18 protein-coding genes are annotated in these 14,465 nt (G+C 63.4%); 9 read left to right on the top strand and 9 right to left on the bottom strand.

Translation table 11 applies throughout. The features are described from left to right. Positions 1 to 8: 8 nt before the first annotated feature. On the bottom strand, positions 9 to 659 hold the full coding sequence (purN, locus tag FFS60_RS16605; RefSeq protein ID WP_028627568.1) for a phosphoribosylglycinamide formyltransferase: 651 nt from the start codon (positions 657 to 659) through the stop codon (positions 9 to 11). After that, positions 659 to 1,717 (bottom strand): phosphoribosylformylglycinamidine cyclo-ligase, encoded by a 1,059-nt coding sequence (purM, locus tag FFS60_RS16600; protein ID WP_137822582.1) that lies wholly within the window; start codon positions 1,715 to 1,717, stop codon positions 659 to 661. The genes purN and purM overlap by 1 nt, the downstream gene beginning before the upstream one ends. A gap of 226 nt (positions 1,718 to 1,943) precedes the next feature. Between purM and FFS60_RS16595 the strand changes: the two genes are divergently transcribed. The 4 genes from FFS60_RS16595 to hda are packed head-to-tail and all read left to right on the top strand — an operon-like array spanning position 1,944 to position 5,368. Next, entirely contained in the window at positions 1,944 to 2,984 is a 1,041-nt protein-coding gene (locus FFS60_RS16595) for a DUF2066 domain-containing protein (protein WP_137822581.1), read from the top strand. A 38-nt stretch (positions 2,985 to 3,022) separates the two neighbouring features. Then, positions 3,023 to 3,571: a CDP-alcohol phosphatidyltransferase family protein gene (locus FFS60_RS16590; RefSeq protein WP_028627571.1), complete on the top strand. Its 549-nt coding sequence runs from the start codon at positions 3,023 to 3,025 to the stop codon at positions 3,569 to 3,571. Position 3,572: 1 nt separating this feature from the next. Beyond that, on the top strand, positions 3,573 to 4,667 hold the full coding sequence (locus FFS60_RS16585) for an AI-2E family transporter (RefSeq protein ID WP_028627572.1): 1,095 nt from the start codon (positions 3,573 to 3,575) through the stop codon (positions 4,665 to 4,667). Continuing rightward, a complete protein-coding gene (gene hda / locus FFS60_RS16580; protein ID WP_028627573.1) occupies positions 4,664 to 5,368 on the top strand; it encodes a DnaA regulatory inactivator Hda in 705 nt (234 codons plus the stop codon). The genes FFS60_RS16585 and hda overlap by 4 nt, the downstream gene beginning before the upstream one ends. Before the next feature lie 73 nt (positions 5,369 to 5,441). On the opposite strand, the gene FFS60_RS16575 is transcribed toward hda, so the two are convergent. Genes FFS60_RS16575 through arsC form a run of 3 tightly spaced genes read right to left on the bottom strand, consistent with a single transcriptional unit; the run spans position 5,442 to position 6,797 of the window. After that, complete coding sequence (locus FFS60_RS16575; RefSeq protein ID WP_137822580.1) at positions 5,442 to 5,849, bottom strand: DUF2069 domain-containing protein; 408 nt, start codon at positions 5,847 to 5,849, stop codon at positions 5,442 to 5,444. Then, positions 5,842 to 6,447: an NAD(P)H:quinone oxidoreductase gene (gene wrbA / locus FFS60_RS16570; RefSeq protein WP_137822579.1), complete on the bottom strand. Its 606-nt coding sequence runs from the start codon at positions 6,445 to 6,447 to the stop codon at positions 5,842 to 5,844. The genes FFS60_RS16575 and wrbA overlap by 8 nt, the downstream gene beginning before the upstream one ends. Then, positions 6,444 to 6,797 carry an arsenate reductase (glutaredoxin) gene (arsC, locus tag FFS60_RS16565; RefSeq protein ID WP_028627576.1) on the bottom strand — a complete coding sequence of 118 codons (354 nt, stop codon included), beginning with the start codon at positions 6,795 to 6,797 and terminating at the stop codon, positions 6,444 to 6,446. Before arsC ends, wrbA begins: the two co-directional genes overlap by 4 nt. Positions 6,798 to 6,921: 124 nt before the next feature. Between arsC and FFS60_RS16560 the strand changes: the two genes are divergently transcribed. Both FFS60_RS16560 and FFS60_RS16555 read left to right on the top strand, forming a co-directional pair. Further along, positions 6,922 to 8,142, top strand: a complete 1,221-nt coding sequence (locus FFS60_RS16560; RefSeq protein WP_028627577.1) for a virulence factor BrkB family protein — start codon at positions 6,922 to 6,924, stop codon at positions 8,140 to 8,142. A gap of 137 nt (positions 8,143 to 8,279) precedes the next feature. Continuing rightward, the gene (locus FFS60_RS16555) at positions 8,280 to 8,471 is read left to right on the top strand and encodes a hypothetical protein (protein WP_137822578.1); all 192 of its coding nucleotides are present in this window, start codon (positions 8,280 to 8,282) and stop codon (positions 8,469 to 8,471) included. A 6-nt stretch (positions 8,472 to 8,477) separates the two neighbouring features. Here the strand turns inward: FFS60_RS16555 and FFS60_RS16550 are convergent, their stop codons facing one another. Next, positions 8,478 to 8,867, bottom strand: a complete 390-nt coding sequence (locus FFS60_RS16550; RefSeq protein WP_137822577.1) for a hypothetical protein — start codon at positions 8,865 to 8,867, stop codon at positions 8,478 to 8,480. A 121-nt stretch (positions 8,868 to 8,988) separates the two neighbouring features. Beyond that, entirely contained in the window at positions 8,989 to 10,395 is a 1,407-nt protein-coding gene (locus FFS60_RS16545) for a PilZ domain-containing protein (RefSeq protein ID WP_137822576.1), read from the bottom strand. A gap of 30 nt (positions 10,396 to 10,425) precedes the next feature. Between FFS60_RS16545 and FFS60_RS16540 the strand changes: the two genes are divergently transcribed. After that, positions 10,426 to 10,905 carry a TlpA disulfide reductase family protein gene (locus tag FFS60_RS16540; protein WP_137822575.1) on the top strand — a complete coding sequence of 160 codons (480 nt, stop codon included), beginning with the start codon at positions 10,426 to 10,428 and terminating at the stop codon, positions 10,903 to 10,905. 4 nt (positions 10,906 to 10,909) lie between these two features. Continuing rightward, positions 10,910 to 11,185: an acylphosphatase gene (locus tag FFS60_RS16535; protein WP_137822574.1), complete on the top strand. Its 276-nt coding sequence runs from the start codon at positions 10,910 to 10,912 to the stop codon at positions 11,183 to 11,185. Between the two features lie 42 nt (positions 11,186 to 11,227). On the opposite strand, the gene FFS60_RS16530 is transcribed toward FFS60_RS16535, so the two are convergent. After that, complete coding sequence (locus tag FFS60_RS16530; RefSeq protein WP_137822573.1) at positions 11,228 to 12,184, bottom strand: hypothetical protein; 957 nt, start codon at positions 12,182 to 12,184, stop codon at positions 11,228 to 11,230. 8 nt (positions 12,185 to 12,192) lie between these two features. Then, positions 12,193 to 13,908, bottom strand: a complete 1,716-nt coding sequence (locus FFS60_RS16525; protein WP_137822572.1) for a proline--tRNA ligase — start codon at positions 13,906 to 13,908, stop codon at positions 12,193 to 12,195. A gap of 113 nt (positions 13,909 to 14,021) precedes the next feature. On the opposite strand from FFS60_RS16525, the gene FFS60_RS16520 reads away from it, so the two are divergent. Next, a complete protein-coding gene (locus FFS60_RS16520; RefSeq protein WP_137822595.1) occupies positions 14,022 to 14,435 on the top strand; it encodes a PaaI family thioesterase in 414 nt (137 codons plus the stop codon). Positions 14,436 to 14,465: the final 30 nt, after the last annotated feature.

Genomic DNA, 14,465 nt, shown 5'->3' with positions numbered 1-14,465 from the left:
CGAATCTCCTAGTTACGCAGTTGTTGCCCTGAAGCGGGCAACGCTTGTCCATCCAGTTCGGCGCCGTTCTGGCCCAGGCGCAGCCTGCCTTCGGCAAACCAGCGCATGGCCAGCGGATAGATGTGGTGTTCCTGTGCATGAACCCGCTGGGCCAGGCTTTCCGGCGTGTCGTTCGACTCTACCGGGATCAGGGCCTGCACGACCAGAGGGCCGCCATCAAGTTCTTCGGTCACGAAGTGCACGCTGCAGCCATGCTCGGTGTCCCCGGCTTCCAGCGCGCGCTGATGGGTGTGCAATCCCTTGTACTTGGGCAACAGCGAGGGATGAATGTTCAGCAGGCGGCCCTGATAGTGGCGCACGAAACCGGGTGTGAGGATGCGCATGAAGCCGGCCAGCACCACCAGCTGCGGTGAGAAGGCATCGATGGCCTCGATCAGCGCACCATCGAAGGCTTCGCGGTCGGCGTAGGCCTTGTGGTCGAGAACCAGGGTGTCGATACCGGCATTTCTGGCGCGTTCCAGGCCATAGGCATCGGCGCGGTTGGATATCACCGCGCGAATGCGGGCTGGATGGTCGTCGCCGGTGATGCTGTCGATCAGCGCCTGCAGGTTGCTGCCGGAACCAGAGATCAGCACCACCACATCACAGCGTGCAACCATCAGTGGCTCTTCAGGTTGTTCAGTACGACGCGTTGGGCACCTTCGTCGGCCGCGGCGATTTCACCGATGACCCAGGGCTGTTCGCCAGCGGCACGCAGGACCTTGAGCGCGGCTTCAGCCTGCTCCGGCGCAACGCAAATGACCATGCCCACGCCACAGTTCAGCACGCGGTGCATTTCAGTCTCGTCGACGTTGCCTTTTTCCTGCAGCCAGTCGAAGACCGCCGGACGCTGCCAGCTGGCCACGTCGATCACGGCTTGGGCGTTGTCCGGCAGGACGCGCGGGATGTTGTCCAGCAGGCCGCCGCCAGTGATGTGGGCCATGGCCTTCACAGCGCCGGTTTCCTTGATCAGCTGCAGCAGCGGCTTGACGTAGATGCGGGTCGGGGCCATCAGCAGGTCGGTCAGGGGCTTGCCGTCGAGCTGGATCTGCTCGATGTCGGCGCCGCTGACTTCGATGATCTTGCGGATCAGCGAATAGCCGTTGGAGTGCGGGCCGGAGGAGGGCAGGGCGATCAGGGTGTCGCCGGTACGGACCTTGGAGCCGTCGATGATGTCGGCTTTTTCCACCACACCGACGCAGAAACCTGCCAGGTCGTAGTCTTCGCCTTCGTACATGCCAGGCATCTCGGCGGTCTCGCCGCCTACCAGGGAGCAGCCTGCCAGTTCGCAACCGGCACCGATACCGGTGACCACGGTGGCGGCGACGTCAACGTTGAGCTTGCCGGTGGCGTAGTAGTCAAGGAAGAACAGCGGCTCGGCGCCGCAGACCACCAGGTCGTTCACGCACATGGCGACCAGGTCCTGGCCGATGCTGTCGTGCTTGTTCAGGTTCAGTGCAAGGCGCAGCTTGGTGCCGACGCCGTCGGTGCCGGATACCAGCACCGGCTGCTTGTAGCCGGCCGGGATCTCGCAAAGGGCGCCGAAGCCACCCAGGCCGCCCATCACTTCCGGGCGTGCGGTGCGCTTGGCCACGCCTTTGATGCGTTCGACCAGGGCTTCACCAGCGTCGATGTCTACACCGGCGTCCTTGTAGCTCAGGGAGGGTTGCTTGCTCATAAATCCAGGCCTATAGGGGAAATTCGAGGATCGACCGGCAAGTCTGGCTGCCGGTTTGCGAAGGCGCGCGATTTTATCAGGCTTGCCCGGTAGCGGCCATCGGCAGCGGTCGCCCCGGGAGAAAAGAACGGAAAAACGCCGCATTGCCGCGCGCCAGAGGGCTGATTAAGGTATAGCCCTTCGATTGCGGCCTATGCTGCATCTGTCCGCCTACAGAGAGTCCACCATGCGCCTGATCGCTTCAGTTTTCCTGCTCTGTCTCACGCTTCTCGGCCCGTCGGCCCATGCCGAAACGGTCAACGACCTCTACCAGGTTCGTGAACCCGTTACGTCGCAGCAGCCGGAGGAGCGCAATCAGGCCTTGGTACGCGCCCTGGACACGCTGGTTCTACGCCTGTCCGGTGACCCCAAGGCCGCCCAGAGCCCGGCCCTGGATGCCGTGCGCAAGGACCCGCAGCAACTCATCAGCCAGTACGGCTATGAAGGCCAGACCCTGGTGGTGGATTTCGACCCGATCACCGCCGAACGCACGCTGCGCCAGGCCGGTATTCCGCTGTGGAGCGCGAACCGCCCGGCCATTCTCGCCTGGTGGTTGAACCGTTCCGGTGAGGGTAGCAACAGCCTGGTCGGTGACGGCCAGGAAACCGCAGCGCCACTGCGCCAGGCAGCGCAGAACCGTGGTTTGCCGCTGCGCCTTCCGCTCGCCGACCTCAACGAGCAGTTGTTGGCGACTCCCGAACAACTCACTTCCGCCGCGCCCGGCGCACTGACCCAGGCGTCCGAGCGTTATGGTGCGGATGCCCTGCTGGCAGTGGATGCCAGCGAGACCGACGGCAAGTGGCAGGCCCAATGGCGCTTGTGGCTGGGGGACAGCCGCGAGCAGGGTACTGCTGAAGGGGCCGACAGCACTGCAGTGGCCGATGCCGTGATGTCGGCGGTGAGCCAGCGTCTGGCGCCGCGCTTCGTGGTGGCACGTGGTGCTGGGCAGAGTCTGGAGCTGGAGGTTCAAGGTGCCAACCTGGAGCGTTATGCCGAGTTGTCGCGCCTGCTGGAGCCGTTCGGCGCACGCCTGCTCAAGGTCGAGGGTGACCGCCTGGAATTCCAGGTGACCGCCACTCCCGAACAGCTGCGTGCCCAGTTGGCCCTGGCTGGACTCCAGGAGTCGCCGCCCGAGGCGCCTGCCGCACCCGCCCCGTCCGCTGATCCTCAGGCTGCGCCAGCACCTCAGGTGGTGCCGCGCAACAACCTGCTGCGCTTCCACTGGTAGCGGGCGTACACTGCTGGCCTACCCGTGACGGGGATGCCATGCACCAGTTGCCCAATCTGCTGACCTTGCTGCGCCTGGCACTGGTTCTGCCCATTGCCGGGTTGCTGCTGTCCGATCGACATGACCAGGCCCTGGTGCTGTTCGTCCTGGCGGCCAGCTCCGATGCCTTGGACGGTTTTCTCGCCCGGCGTTACCACTGGACCAGCCGCTTCGGCTCGCTGTTCGACCCTTTGGCCGACAAGCTCCTGCTGGTGACCTGCTTCATCTGCCTGACCATTACCCAGGTGCTGCCGCTCTGGCTGGCACTGGTGGTGTTCCTGCGTGACCTGCTGATAGTGCTGGGGGCCGGGTTGTTCCGCGTGTTGGCAGGGCCGGCGGAGTTTTCGCCGAGCTGGTTGGGCAAGCTCAGTACTTTGCTGCAGATGCTCCTGGTGCTCTACGTACTGCTGGAACTCAGCCTGGCGCCGGCACTGGCTTCGTTGCGCGGGCCGCTGAGCTGGATGGTGCTGGTGGTGACATTGGGAAGCGGAGCCCACTACGTCTGGGATTGGGGGCGGAAATTTCGTTACGCAAGGATGAGGGCCTGACATGACCGATTCGCGCCGCTGGCTTTGGCTGGGTGGCTTTCTGTTTCTGGGGTGGTTGCTCTACGAGTTGCACCCCGTTCTCTCGCCCTTCCTCGTGGGCATGCTGCTGGCCTATCTCGGCGACCCGCTGGTTGATCGCGTGGAGCGGCTGGGCCTGTCCCGCACCTGGGGAGTTGCGTTGGTATTCGGCCTGTTCGGACTGATCCTGCTGGCGCTGCTGCTGGTGCTGTTGCCCATGCTCGGCCGTCAGCTTTTCCGCCTCTACGAGGTGGCGCCCCAGATGCTCGACTGGTTGCAGCAGAGTGCGCTGCCCCGGGTTCAGGCCCAGCTTGGTCTGCCTGGGGACTTCTGGGGCTTCGATAGACTCAAGGCGGTGATCAGTGGCCACCTGGGCCAGACCACCGACATTGCCAGTACCTTGCTGGCAAGAGTCACGGCCTCGGGCCTGGCACTGTTGGGTTGGCTGGGCAACCTGCTGTTGATTCCGGTCGTGGCGTTCTACCTGCTGCGGGACTGGGACTTGATGGTGGCCAAGCTCCGTGGTTTGTTGCCCCGCAGCCGCGAGTCCTATGTCGTCCTGCTGGTAGGCGAGTGCCATGAAGTGCTGGGTGCTTTCGTGCGGGGCCAGTTGCTGGTGATGCTGGCGCTGGGCCTGATCTACGCCGCCGGGCTGATGCTGGTGGGGCTGGACCTGGGATTGCTGATCGGCCTGGTAGCCGGGCTGGCCAGCATCGTGCCCTACATGGGATTCGTGGTGGGTTTCGGCGCTGCGGTGTTGGCGGCAATGTTCCAGTACGGGGGCTTCGAACTCTATCCATTGATAGGTGTGGTGGCGGTTTTCACCATTGGGCAGTTACTTGAGGGTATGCTGCTGACCCCGCTGCTGGTGGGCGATCGCATTGGCCTGCACCCGGTGGCGGTAATCTTTGCGATACTTGCTGGCGGCCAGTTGTTTGGCTTCACCGGCGTGCTGCTGGCACTACCCGTGGCGGCAATCATCATGGTTTTGCTGCGCCATGCGCATGATTTCTATAAACTTTCCGACCTTTACGGACAGTCGAGTAGTGGTCCCGACGACCCTCCCAGTACGGCATGACACCGATCCAGCTTCCCCTGAGTGTGCGTCTGCGTGACGACGCCACCTTCGCCAACTTCTATCCCGGCGCCAACGCTGCGGCACTCGGCTATGTCGAACGCCTGTGCGAACCCGATGCCGGCTGGACCGAGAGCCTGATCTATCTGTGGGGAGGTGAAGGCGCAGGGCGCAGTCATCTGCTGCAGGCCGCCTGTCTGCGCTTCGAGCAGCGCGATGAGCAGGCGATCTACCTGCCCATGGACGAACTGGTGCACTACGGCCCGGAAGTCTTCGACAACCTGGAACAGTGCGAGCTGGTCTGCCTGGACGACTTGCATGCCCTGGCGGGGCGGCCGGAATGGGAGGAGGGTTTGTTCCACCTGTTCAACCGTCTTCGCGACGCCGGCCGCAAGCTGCTCCTGTCGGCCAGCAAGTCACCTCGCGAATTGGGTATCAAGCTGCCGGACCTGAAGTCACGCCTGACCCTGGCGCTCGTGTTCCAGCTGCATGCGCTGTCCGATGAAGACAAGCTGCGGGCATTGCAATTACGTGCCTCCCGCCGTGGCCTGCACCTGACCGACGAAGTCGGGCGCTTCATCCTGACCCGTGGCCCGCGCAGCATGAACTTGTTGTTCGACCTGCTGGATATCCTTGATCAGGCATCGCTTCAGGCCCAGCGCAAGCTGACCATTCCGTTCCTCAAGGAAATCTTTGGCTGGTAGTCACGAGCGCTTGCAAGCTGCCAGAAGAAAAAGCCCGGAGCGAAGTCCGGGCTTTTTTGTTTCTGGTCGGGAATCACTCCCCGGCGAGCTTGCGGTTGTACTGGAAACGCCACCGGGTATAGAGCAGCGCCGCGCAGAACAACAGCAGGCTAAGGCCGGCTTCCAGCCAGCCGAACAGGCTGCGTGCCGGGTCGATGGCGGCGAGTACGCCCTGGATGAAATAGATATTCACTACGAAGGAGGTCCAGGCATGGGCGCGGGCGTTGCCGAGAATCATGCCGGGGGCGAGCAGGGCCAGGGGGACCAGTTGGATAGCCAGGACTACCCAGGTCCTGGCGCCGTGCAGGTCAGCGAAGAATAGAGTGTTCACAGTCAGTAGCAGGGCCAGGGCGATGAAGCTCGCCAGGCTGACTACTCGGCTGGAAGACATGCGCGGAGCCAGCCAGGCGAGTTCCGGCAGTTTCTTGGGTTTTCTAGCCACGCGGGGTCTCCAGGCGTTGCGCTGTTTGCGCCAGGCGCTGGCCCAGGGCGCGGCAGAGTGCGATTTCGTGCTCGTCCAGCGGCCGCTTGCCGTCGGCCCCGGCATGATGGCTGGCCCCATAGGGGGTGCCGCCGCCACGGGTTTCCAGCAACGCGGGTTCACTGTAGGGCAGGCCGGTGACCAGCATGCCGTGGTGCATCAGTGGCAGCAGCATCGACAGCAAGGTCGTCTCCTGGCCGCCGTGCAGGCTGGCGGTGGAGGTGAACACTGCCGCCGGTTTGCCCACCAGTTCGCCGGTCAGCCAAAGGCTACTGGTGCCGTCGATAAAGTATTTCAGCGGCGCTGCCATGTTGCCGAAGCGGGTGGGGCTGCCCAGCACCAGACCAGCGCAGTGGCGCAAGTCGTCGAGGGTGGCGTAGAGCGCGCCGTCGGCGGGGATGTCCGGAGCCACGGCTTCGCACTCGGTGGACACCGCGGGTACGGTGCGCAGGCGCGCCTCCAGGCCGGTCAGCTCGACGCCACGGGCGATCTGTCGGGCCATCTCGGCGGTGGCGCCGTGACGGCTGTAGTAGAGAACCAGGATGTAGGGCGCGCTCAAGGAAGGATCTCCAGTACCTTCTCTGGCGGACGGCCGACCACGGCCTTGTCGCCGGCGACCAGGATGGGGCGTTCGATCAGCTTCGGATGGGCGGCCATGGCGGCGATCAGTTGCTCTTCGGAGAGGCTGGTGTCGTCCAGACTGAGGGCTTTGTACTCATCTTCACCGGTGCGCAATAGCTGACGGGCGGTCAGCCCCAGCTTGGCCAGCAGGTCTCGCAATTCGGTGGCACTGGGCGGCGTTTCCAGGTAGCGCACGATGGAAGGGGCCAGGCCCCGGGCTTCCAGCAGCTCCAGGGCGCCGCGGGATTTGGAGCAGCGAGGGTTGTGGTAGAGGGTCAGTTCAGTCATGTCGGGGGTCGCATGGGCTTGGTCGAGACGGCTATTCTAACCGTGTCGCGGTGTCGGCCTGAACCGTGCACCGTGGTTGCGGTCTGCTGAGCCGGGCCGGGCCGATATGAATCAAGGAGATGGAATGCGCCAACGCCTCACCGACGTCGTCGAATTCTGGCGCTTTCTGCTGCAACGCTTCATTGCCGATCGTGGCACCAACAGCGCCGCAGCCCTCACCTATACCAGCCTGTTCGCCGTGGTGCCGATGATGACGGTGACGTTCACCATGCTCTCGGCCATTCCGGCTTTCCAGGGCACGGGCGAGCAGATCCAGAGCTTCATCTTCCGTAACTTCGTGCCCTCCACGGGGGAAACCCTGCAGGAATACCTGCGTGGTTTCACGGTGCAGGCGCGGCACCTGACCTGGGTCGGCGTCGGCCTGCTGGTCGTGACCGCGTTCATGATGCTGGTGACCATCGAGAAAGCTTTCAACACCATTTGGCGAGTGCGCCAACCGCGGCGGGGCGTTTCCAGCTTTCTGCTTTACTGGGCGATTCTCAGCCTTGGCCCCTTGCTGCTGGGGGCGGGATTCGCCGTCAGTACCTATATCACCTCGTTGTCGCTGCTTTCCGGTCCGGATGCCCTGATTGGCGCCAAGACCCTGCTCGGGTTCATGCCGTTGCTATCCAGCATTGCCGCTTTCACGCTGATCTATGCCGCGGTACCCAACGCCCGGGTGCCGGTGCGCCACGCTTTGGCGGGCGGCGTCTTCACCGCGCTGCTGTTCGAGGCCGCCAAGGCCCTGTTCGGCCTCTACGTCAGCTTCTTTCCTGGCTACCAACTGATCTATGGTGCGTTCGCCACGGTGCCGTTGTTCCTGCTGTGGATCTACTTGTCCTGGGTCATCGTGCTGTTTGGTGCCGAACTGGTGTGCAACCTTTCCACGCCCTGGCACTGGCGTCGCCGCGCGCTGCCGCGCTTGCTGGTGCTGCTCGGGATCCTGCGGGTGTTCCATGATCGGCAGTTGCGCGGCATGCCGGTGCGTCACCTGGATGTACAGCGGGCCGGCTGGCACCTGCCGGAGGATGAGTGGCTGGAGATGCTGGAGTTGCTGGAAAGTCAGCACCTGGTCTGCCGCGCCAGTGGCGGTTCGTGGGTGCTCTGTCGTGATTTGAGCGGCTACGGTTTTTATCAGCTACTCGTCCACATGCCCTGGCCGCTGCCACGGCTTGGCCAGTTGCCCGAACATCTGGATGAGGCGTGGTATCCGCCGCTGCGCAAGGCTTTGGAGCTGCTTGAGGAAGAGCAGCAGGCCTTGTTTGGTGGCAGCCTGGCTCAATGGCTCAAGCCGGGGCACGACTGACGAAATTTGTCAGTGGACGGTAGACGGCGCCGGCTCGATCCAGCAGCGGGCCGTGAAGTTGCGGGCCGTTGCGGTTGGCATGTTTATGGCACTGACAGGGAAGGGGCCATCGAACCGATGGCCAGGGGATGAAGGCAATGGGTACCGCGAAAGACAAACTGATCCACCTGCACGAGCGCGCACCGCAACGGGCGCTGGAGGGGCTGAACCGGGTGACCGGGCTGAAGTTCCGCCACTGGCCGGAATCCCTGGCGCCAGTGGTCGTGCAAGCGGAGCAGGACGGGGCAGAGTTACCGTCCCAGGAAAACAATCGGGCGCTGCCCGGCTGAAGCCCGTCAGGCACGTACCTGGCGGTTGGCTGGCTCGGCCAGTTCCACGGGCTGCACGAAGAGTTCTTCCACCAGCAATCCCTTGATCGGGACGACGGCGCGAAGGCGCACCTGCATCTGGTCGATCTTCTGCTTGAAAGGCAAGCGAGCGATACCGGCCAGCAGGATCTTGCCCTTGGCATTGAGCCTGCCGTGATCCACCGCGACTTCGCGTCGTTGTTCGCCGTCCATGTAGCTCACCTGCAGCGAGACCGGCAGATCCGTCATGCCCGGTAGATGCAGCCAGGCCGCCACATTGAAATCTGCCACCCGGCCTTCGAAGGGCGTGACGGTAGAGCGGGCGACTTCGACGACGCGGGCAGGGACTGGGCCGATCAGGCTGTCTTGCTGTTGCATGGGGCATCCAGGCTGGAAAAGGTACGCTCGTACCGATGGGCCGGGATTATAAGCAGCCATTCCCACGCGAACTGTGCGCCTTGGCTACCGGATGACGTGACCCGCCTCGCAGTTTGACCACTCAGGCAAGTTGCAGGCGATAGCGCGCCACCAGCGCGGTGCAGAGATTGGGCTCTGGTAGTCGCACGATGGCCTGGTTGTGCACGCTGGCCAGCTGCAGCCAGAGGTTCTCTTCTTCGCCGAACTGTTTGCACGGCAGCCACAGGCCGTGGTGCCAGCCATTGCCGGGTTCTGGCGTGCTCTGCAGTACACCGGGATGTGTCTGAGCGTTGGGCGCACGGCGCAACCAGACCGGACGTGGCAGGCCCTTCAGGTAACGCAAGCCGAGGTGAAGCCCCTCAGTGTTCTGATAACGCCAGCGCACCAGGGCGAGGACCGGCGTGCCCTGGGTCTGGACCAACACTAGCTGCCCCACCGGCAACGGGTTGCCCAGATCGCCATGGCAAAGCAGGCGAGCGCCGCCAGGGCTGGCATCGAGCAACTGCGCGTCGCAGCGGCCAGGATGCTGGGCGAGCAATTCGGCATGGATGGCCGCCAGGCCCACCACCAACTGGCACTGCCCCGATTGTTCGGTGCGCGGATGGCGGCGCTGCTGGCGTCCCAGCCAGTGCTGGCGAACCTTTTCAAGGAGCTGGTTTTCACTTTCGCTGCGCAGGGGAGCGGGTTCATGCACGGCGATCAGCAGCGCACCCAACTCGAAACGGCGCAAATACGTGCTGGCACCGTCCGGGCGCTGATCCAGTGGCAAGCAGGGCTGGGATTCGGTCAGGTCGACGGTCGGGCTGCCATTCTCGTCTTCCTCGTCCCAGGGGAGAAGCCGCGCCAGGCCGGCGAGCGGCGCCAGGGCGCCGAACAGCAGCGGGCATTCGCCTTCGCTCAGATGGAAGGGGTTGCTCAGGGCCAGCAGCAGCATCTGCTGGTAGAGGCCGCGCAGGGTGTTCGCTGGCGTGGGGCGGAAGGCAGCTGCAACCGGCTCGTCCAGGCAACTCTGGTGCTCGCCGATCCAGTACAGCAAGTGGCTGTCGCGCCACAGGCGCGGGCTGGGTTCCTGATAGAGCTGGTAGTGGCGCAGCTGAGTCTGGGCGAGGAAGTGCTGGGCCATGTACAAACACCACGCCAGGTGCGGGCGCGAAGGCTGGTGCCCCTGGAGAATCTGCAGCAATAGGCGCTTGAATCCGCAGGCCAGTTCGTCACAGAACTTGACGAAGAGGGTGGGCGGCACCGTCCGGTCCTGGTAGGACTGGGCGTAGTGGCGAAACTCCTCGCTGAAGCTTTGCAGCACGCGCTGCCTTTCGAGTAAGGTCAGGGCGCTGCGGTTGAGCCTGAACAAAAGCCCCAGGACCTGCTGCAGGGCACTATCCTGAGGGAGTTGACGCGCTTGCGCGAGGAGCGCCGGAACGCTTGCCAGTGGAGTGCTGTTTTCTTCCAGGATGTCCGGCACTTCCAGGCGCAGGGCATCGAGCGTCATACCAACCCCGCGTACACGAGGACCGAATGCATGGGATCGCGACTCCAGGCTGTAATAGGGGTGTTCGCACTGATGGGCGCCGGCCTGCTCCTGGCCAGCTGCTCGGACGACGTTGGCGTCGATCAGCATGGACAGAAGGTAGCGGTTGAGCGCCTCGAAGGCCAGTGGCTGGTCATCAATTACTGGGCCGAATGGTGTGCGCCCTGCCGTACGGAGATCCCCGAACTCAACGCTTTGGCCACGCAGCAACGTGACAAGGGCGTAAAGGTGTTGGGGGTCAATTTCGACGGGCTGAAGGGCGATGAGCTCGGCCAGGCCGCGCAGAAAATGGGCATCCAGTTCACGGTGCTGGCAGAGGACCCGTCCACGCGTTACGACCTGCCGCGCAGTGAAGCGTTGCCTGTCACCTACATCATCGATGCTCAGGGCAAATTGCGGGAGCGCCTGCTGGGCGAGCAGAGTGCGGCGGGCCTGACCGCGCGCCTCGAAGAGCTGCGCAAAGGGGGGTAGGACGATGGCGCGAATCTGTCTGCATGGCTACGTGAGCGGCAAGGTGCAGGGTGTCTATTACCGCCAGTCGACGCAGGAACAGGCCGACCGCCTGGAGCTGGACGGTTGGATACGCAACCTGGCTGACGGCCGGGTCGAGGTGCTGGTGGAGGGGGAGGATGGTGCGGTGCGCGAGTTGGCTGCCTGGCTGGAGCAGGGGCCGGCCGAGGCACAGGTGACGGGCGTGGAGCTTCAAGAGCAGCCGCTGCAGGGCATCACCGGCTTTATCGTGCGGCGCTGAGGCCGCAAGGCAAGAGCGAGCCAGGCTCGCTCCTGGAAAGGCTCAATCCGAATCGCCGGGGTCGGCAGCCAGTCGCCCGGCATCTTTCATCAGTGATTGGAGAAACTCCTGCTGCAGCTCCGGATCGTTGCGAGTCAGCTCGATCAGGCTCTGCTCCAGTTCGCTGGCTTCCTCTTCCAGACCCAGCTCCGACAGGCGCTTGACCCGATGGACCCACTGCGGGACTTCGTCGTCTTCGAGGTCTTCGAAGATCAGCGCATGGGCTTCCGCGAGCTTGCCACGCAAGGTATGGCTGATGCCTAGGGTGGCATCGGCTCGGGCGCTGTCCATGGGGTCTTCGGCACTCAGCAGGAGCTGGCCGATGCGACTGATGTCCTGGTCGGCGAAGGGGCCGTCCAGCAGGTTCAGGCGCAGGATGCCGTTGCGATCGGTCAGTAGCTCATGGGTGTGGCCGCCCAACTTCACCAGTACCGGACGTTCGGCCCAGGGCAGGCTGGAGTACTCCATGCGCTTGTCCTGCTGCTTCTCGTCAATGCTGGCCAGGTTTTGCTCGGAGCGGCCGTTGGATTCGACGTTCATTGCCGGGTTGAGGCCGGCAAAGCCGTAGCTGATCCAGTCCTTGGTTGCCGTGTCCGGCAGGCTGCCGAGCAACACCACGTTGAGTACGTTGGCGCCAACACCGGCTACTACCGCCACCGCGCCCAACGGAACCTCGTAGAGCTCCCGCCAGGGCTGGTAGGGCGTGTAGCGATCATAGTGACGGCTAACCTCGAACTCAGTGACTTCGAAGGTCTTCTGCTCGTTGATGCGGATGCGTCGTTGCGGCAGTTCCAGTACCTGTGGGTCGCCCACGTCGATCTGCAGGCTATGGTTCAGCAGTTTGCGCTCGACACGCTCTTCGTGCTCACTGCGCTGTGGCAAATGGTTGGCACAGCCGCTGACGAAGAGGGTGCCGCACAAGGCGGCGCCGACGAGGTAATGGGAACTACGCATGGACATTCTTTCGATCAGCGATTCACGCGGGCGGTGATGAAGGACAGAACCTCAGCCACCGGTACAGCCTGGCTGTCGGTTTCGCGGCGGTTCTTGTATTCTAGGTTGCCTTCGGCCAGGCCGCGCTCGCTTACCACGATGCGGTGCGGAATGCCGATCAGCTCCATGTCGGCGAATTTGACGCCGGGGCTGGTTTTCTTGTCACGGTCATCCAGCAACACGTCGACGCCAGCTGCGCGCAGCTCGGCATAGAGCTTGTCTGTAGCTTCCTTGACGGCTGGGGTCTCGTACTTGAGCGGTACCAGGGCGACCTGGAACGGTGCCAGGGCTTCAGGCCACAGGATGCCGCGGTCGTCGTAATTCTGCTCGATGGCAGCCGCGACCACGCGAGAGACACCAATCCCGTAGCAACCCATGATCAGCGTGACCGGCTTGCCTTGTTCGCTGAGCACGTTCAGCTTCATGGCTTCGCTGTACTTGGTGCCCAACTGGAAGATGTGACCGACTTCGATGCCGCGCTTGATCACCAGGGTGCCTTTGCCGTCTGGGCTCGGGTCGCCAGCGACCACGTTACGCAGGTCGGCGATTTCCGGCAGGGGCAGGTCGCGCTCCCAGTTCACGCCGAAGTAGTGCTTGTCGTCGATGTTGGCGCCGATGGCGAAGTCGCTCATCAGGGCGACGGAGCGGTCCACCACGCAGGGCAGCGGCAGGTTCAGCGGGCCGAGGGAGCCCGCGCCGGCACCAATGGCTTGGCGCAGCTCAGCTTCGCTGGCGAATACCAGCGGGCTGGCGACCTGGGGCAGGTTGGCGGCCTTGATTTCGTTCAGCTCGTGGTCGCCGCGGACAATCAAGGCGACCAGCTTGCCTTCCTCGGCGGCATGCACCACCAGGGTCTTGATGGTCTTCTCGATCGGCAGGTCGAAGTTTTCCACCAGGTCGGCGATGGTCTTGGTATTCGGCGTGTCGACCAGCTTGAGTTCCTGGCTCGCGGCGGGACGCTCGGTCTCGCGGGGCAGGGCTTCCGCCTTCTCGACGTTGGCGGCGTAGTCGGAGCTGTCGCTGAAGGCGATATCGTCTTCACCGGAGTCTGCCAGCACATGGAACTCGTGGGAGCCCGTGCCGCCGATGGAACCGGTGTCGGCCAGCACGGGACGGAAGTCCAGGCCCAGGCGGCTGAACACGTTGCAGTAGGCCTGGTGCATGCGGTCGTAGGTTTCCTGCAGCGATTCCTGGTTCATGTGGAAGGAGTAGGCGTCCTTCATCACGAACTCGCGGCCACGCATCAAGCCGAAGCGCGGGCGGATCTCGTCACGGAACTTGGTCTGGATCTGATAGAAGTTGAGCGGCAGCTGCTTGTAGCTGTTCAGCTCATTGCGCGCCATGTCGGTGATAACTTCTTCATGGGTTGGCCCAACGCAGAACTCGCGCTCATGGCGGTCCTTCAGGCGCAGTAGTTCGGGGCCATACTGCTGCCAGCGGCCGGACTCCTGCCACAGCTCGGCGGGCTGCACGGCGGGCATCAGCACCTCGAGCGCGCCGGCGGCATTCATTTCTTCGCGGACCACCGTCTCGACCTTGCGCAGTACTCGCAGGCCCATTGGCAGCCAGGTGTAGAGGCCGGAGGCAAGCTTGCGGATCATACCGGCACGCAGCAGCAACTGGTGGCTGATCACCACGGCGTCGGCGGGGGTTTCCTTGAGGGTAGACAGCAGGTACTGACTGGTACGCATGTTTGGCCGTTCTGTCGGTTGCGATGGGTTTGAATGGCTCGGCATTGTACGGCCCTGATCAAGTGGCGTACAGGATTGCAGTCCCGTAGAGGGAGGAGGGCGACGTAGTGAGTCTGACAGCGGAGCAGGTTGAAGCATTGATTCGCGCTGGGGTGCCCATGGCAGAGGATATCGACCTCCGTATCGAGCGGATCGACAATCAAGGCGCGTTGGCGAGGGTGCCTTTCCAGTCCAGATTGGTGCGTCCAGGGGGAACCTTGTCCGGTCCGACCATCATGGCGCTGGCCGATGCAGCCATGTATGCAGTCGTGCTGGGGCGGCTCGGTAAAGTCGAGATGGCAGTGACGTCCAACTTGAATATCAACTTCCTCGCGAAACCCAAACCAGTGGATCTAGTTGCTGAGGCGCAGATACTTAAACTTGGTCGCCGTCAAGCAGTTTGTGAAGTGTCCCTCTATTCGCAAGGTGAGGAAGAGGATCTCGTCGCACATGTAACGGGTACTTATGCGTTGCCCTTGGGTGATTAAAGTTTGAGCAAAAAGAAACCCGGCCTAGGC

The organism is Pseudomonas sp. D(2018) (assembly GCF_005502555.1).
Taxonomy (GTDB): domain Bacteria; phylum Pseudomonadota; class Gammaproteobacteria; order Pseudomonadales; family Pseudomonadaceae; genus Metapseudomonas; species Metapseudomonas resinovorans.
This window is presented reverse-complemented; position numbering and strand designations above follow the sequence as displayed.

What these genes read in the sequence shown, in the direction of transcription:
- arsC (WP_028627576.1), bottom strand. Translation starts at nt 6,797, where the DNA reads ATGACTGAACTGACCCTCTACCACAACCCTCGCTGCTCCAAATCCCGC.
- FFS60_RS16595 (WP_137822581.1), top strand. Translation starts at nt 1,944, where the DNA reads ATGCGCCTGATCGCTTCAGTTTTCCTGCTCTGTCTCACGCTTCTCGGC.
- FFS60_RS16590 (WP_028627571.1), top strand. Translation starts at nt 3,023, where the DNA reads ATGCACCAGTTGCCCAATCTGCTGACCTTGCTGCGCCTGGCACTGGTT.
- FFS60_RS16585 (WP_028627572.1), top strand. Translation starts at nt 3,573, where the DNA reads ATGACCGATTCGCGCCGCTGGCTTTGGCTGGGTGGCTTTCTGTTTCTG.
- FFS60_RS16530 (WP_137822573.1), bottom strand. Translation starts at nt 12,184, where the DNA reads ATGTCCATGCGTAGTTCCCATTACCTCGTCGGCGCCGCCTTGTGCGGC.
- FFS60_RS16540 (WP_137822575.1), top strand. Translation starts at nt 10,426, where the DNA reads ATGGGATCGCGACTCCAGGCTGTAATAGGGGTGTTCGCACTGATGGGC.
- FFS60_RS16550 (WP_137822577.1), bottom strand. Translation starts at nt 8,867, where the DNA reads ATGCAACAGCAAGACAGCCTGATCGGCCCAGTCCCTGCCCGCGTCGTC.
- hda (WP_028627573.1), top strand. Translation starts at nt 4,664, where the DNA reads ATGACACCGATCCAGCTTCCCCTGAGTGTGCGTCTGCGTGACGACGCC.
- FFS60_RS16545 (WP_137822576.1), bottom strand. Translation starts at nt 10,395, where the DNA reads ATGACGCTCGATGCCCTGCGCCTGGAAGTGCCGGACATCCTGGAAGAA.
- purN (WP_028627568.1), bottom strand. Translation starts at nt 659, where the DNA reads ATGGTTGCACGCTGTGATGTGGTGGTGCTGATCTCTGGTTCCGGCAGC.
- FFS60_RS16555 (WP_137822578.1), top strand. Translation starts at nt 8,280, where the DNA reads ATGGGTACCGCGAAAGACAAACTGATCCACCTGCACGAGCGCGCACCG.
- FFS60_RS16560 (WP_028627577.1), top strand. Translation starts at nt 6,922, where the DNA reads ATGCGCCAACGCCTCACCGACGTCGTCGAATTCTGGCGCTTTCTGCTG.
- FFS60_RS16535 (WP_137822574.1), top strand. Translation starts at nt 10,910, where the DNA reads ATGGCGCGAATCTGTCTGCATGGCTACGTGAGCGGCAAGGTGCAGGGT.
- purM (WP_137822582.1), bottom strand. Translation starts at nt 1,717, where the DNA reads ATGAGCAAGCAACCCTCCCTGAGCTACAAGGACGCCGGTGTAGACATC.
- FFS60_RS16525 (WP_137822572.1), bottom strand. Translation starts at nt 13,908, where the DNA reads ATGCGTACCAGTCAGTACCTGCTGTCTACCCTCAAGGAAACCCCCGCC.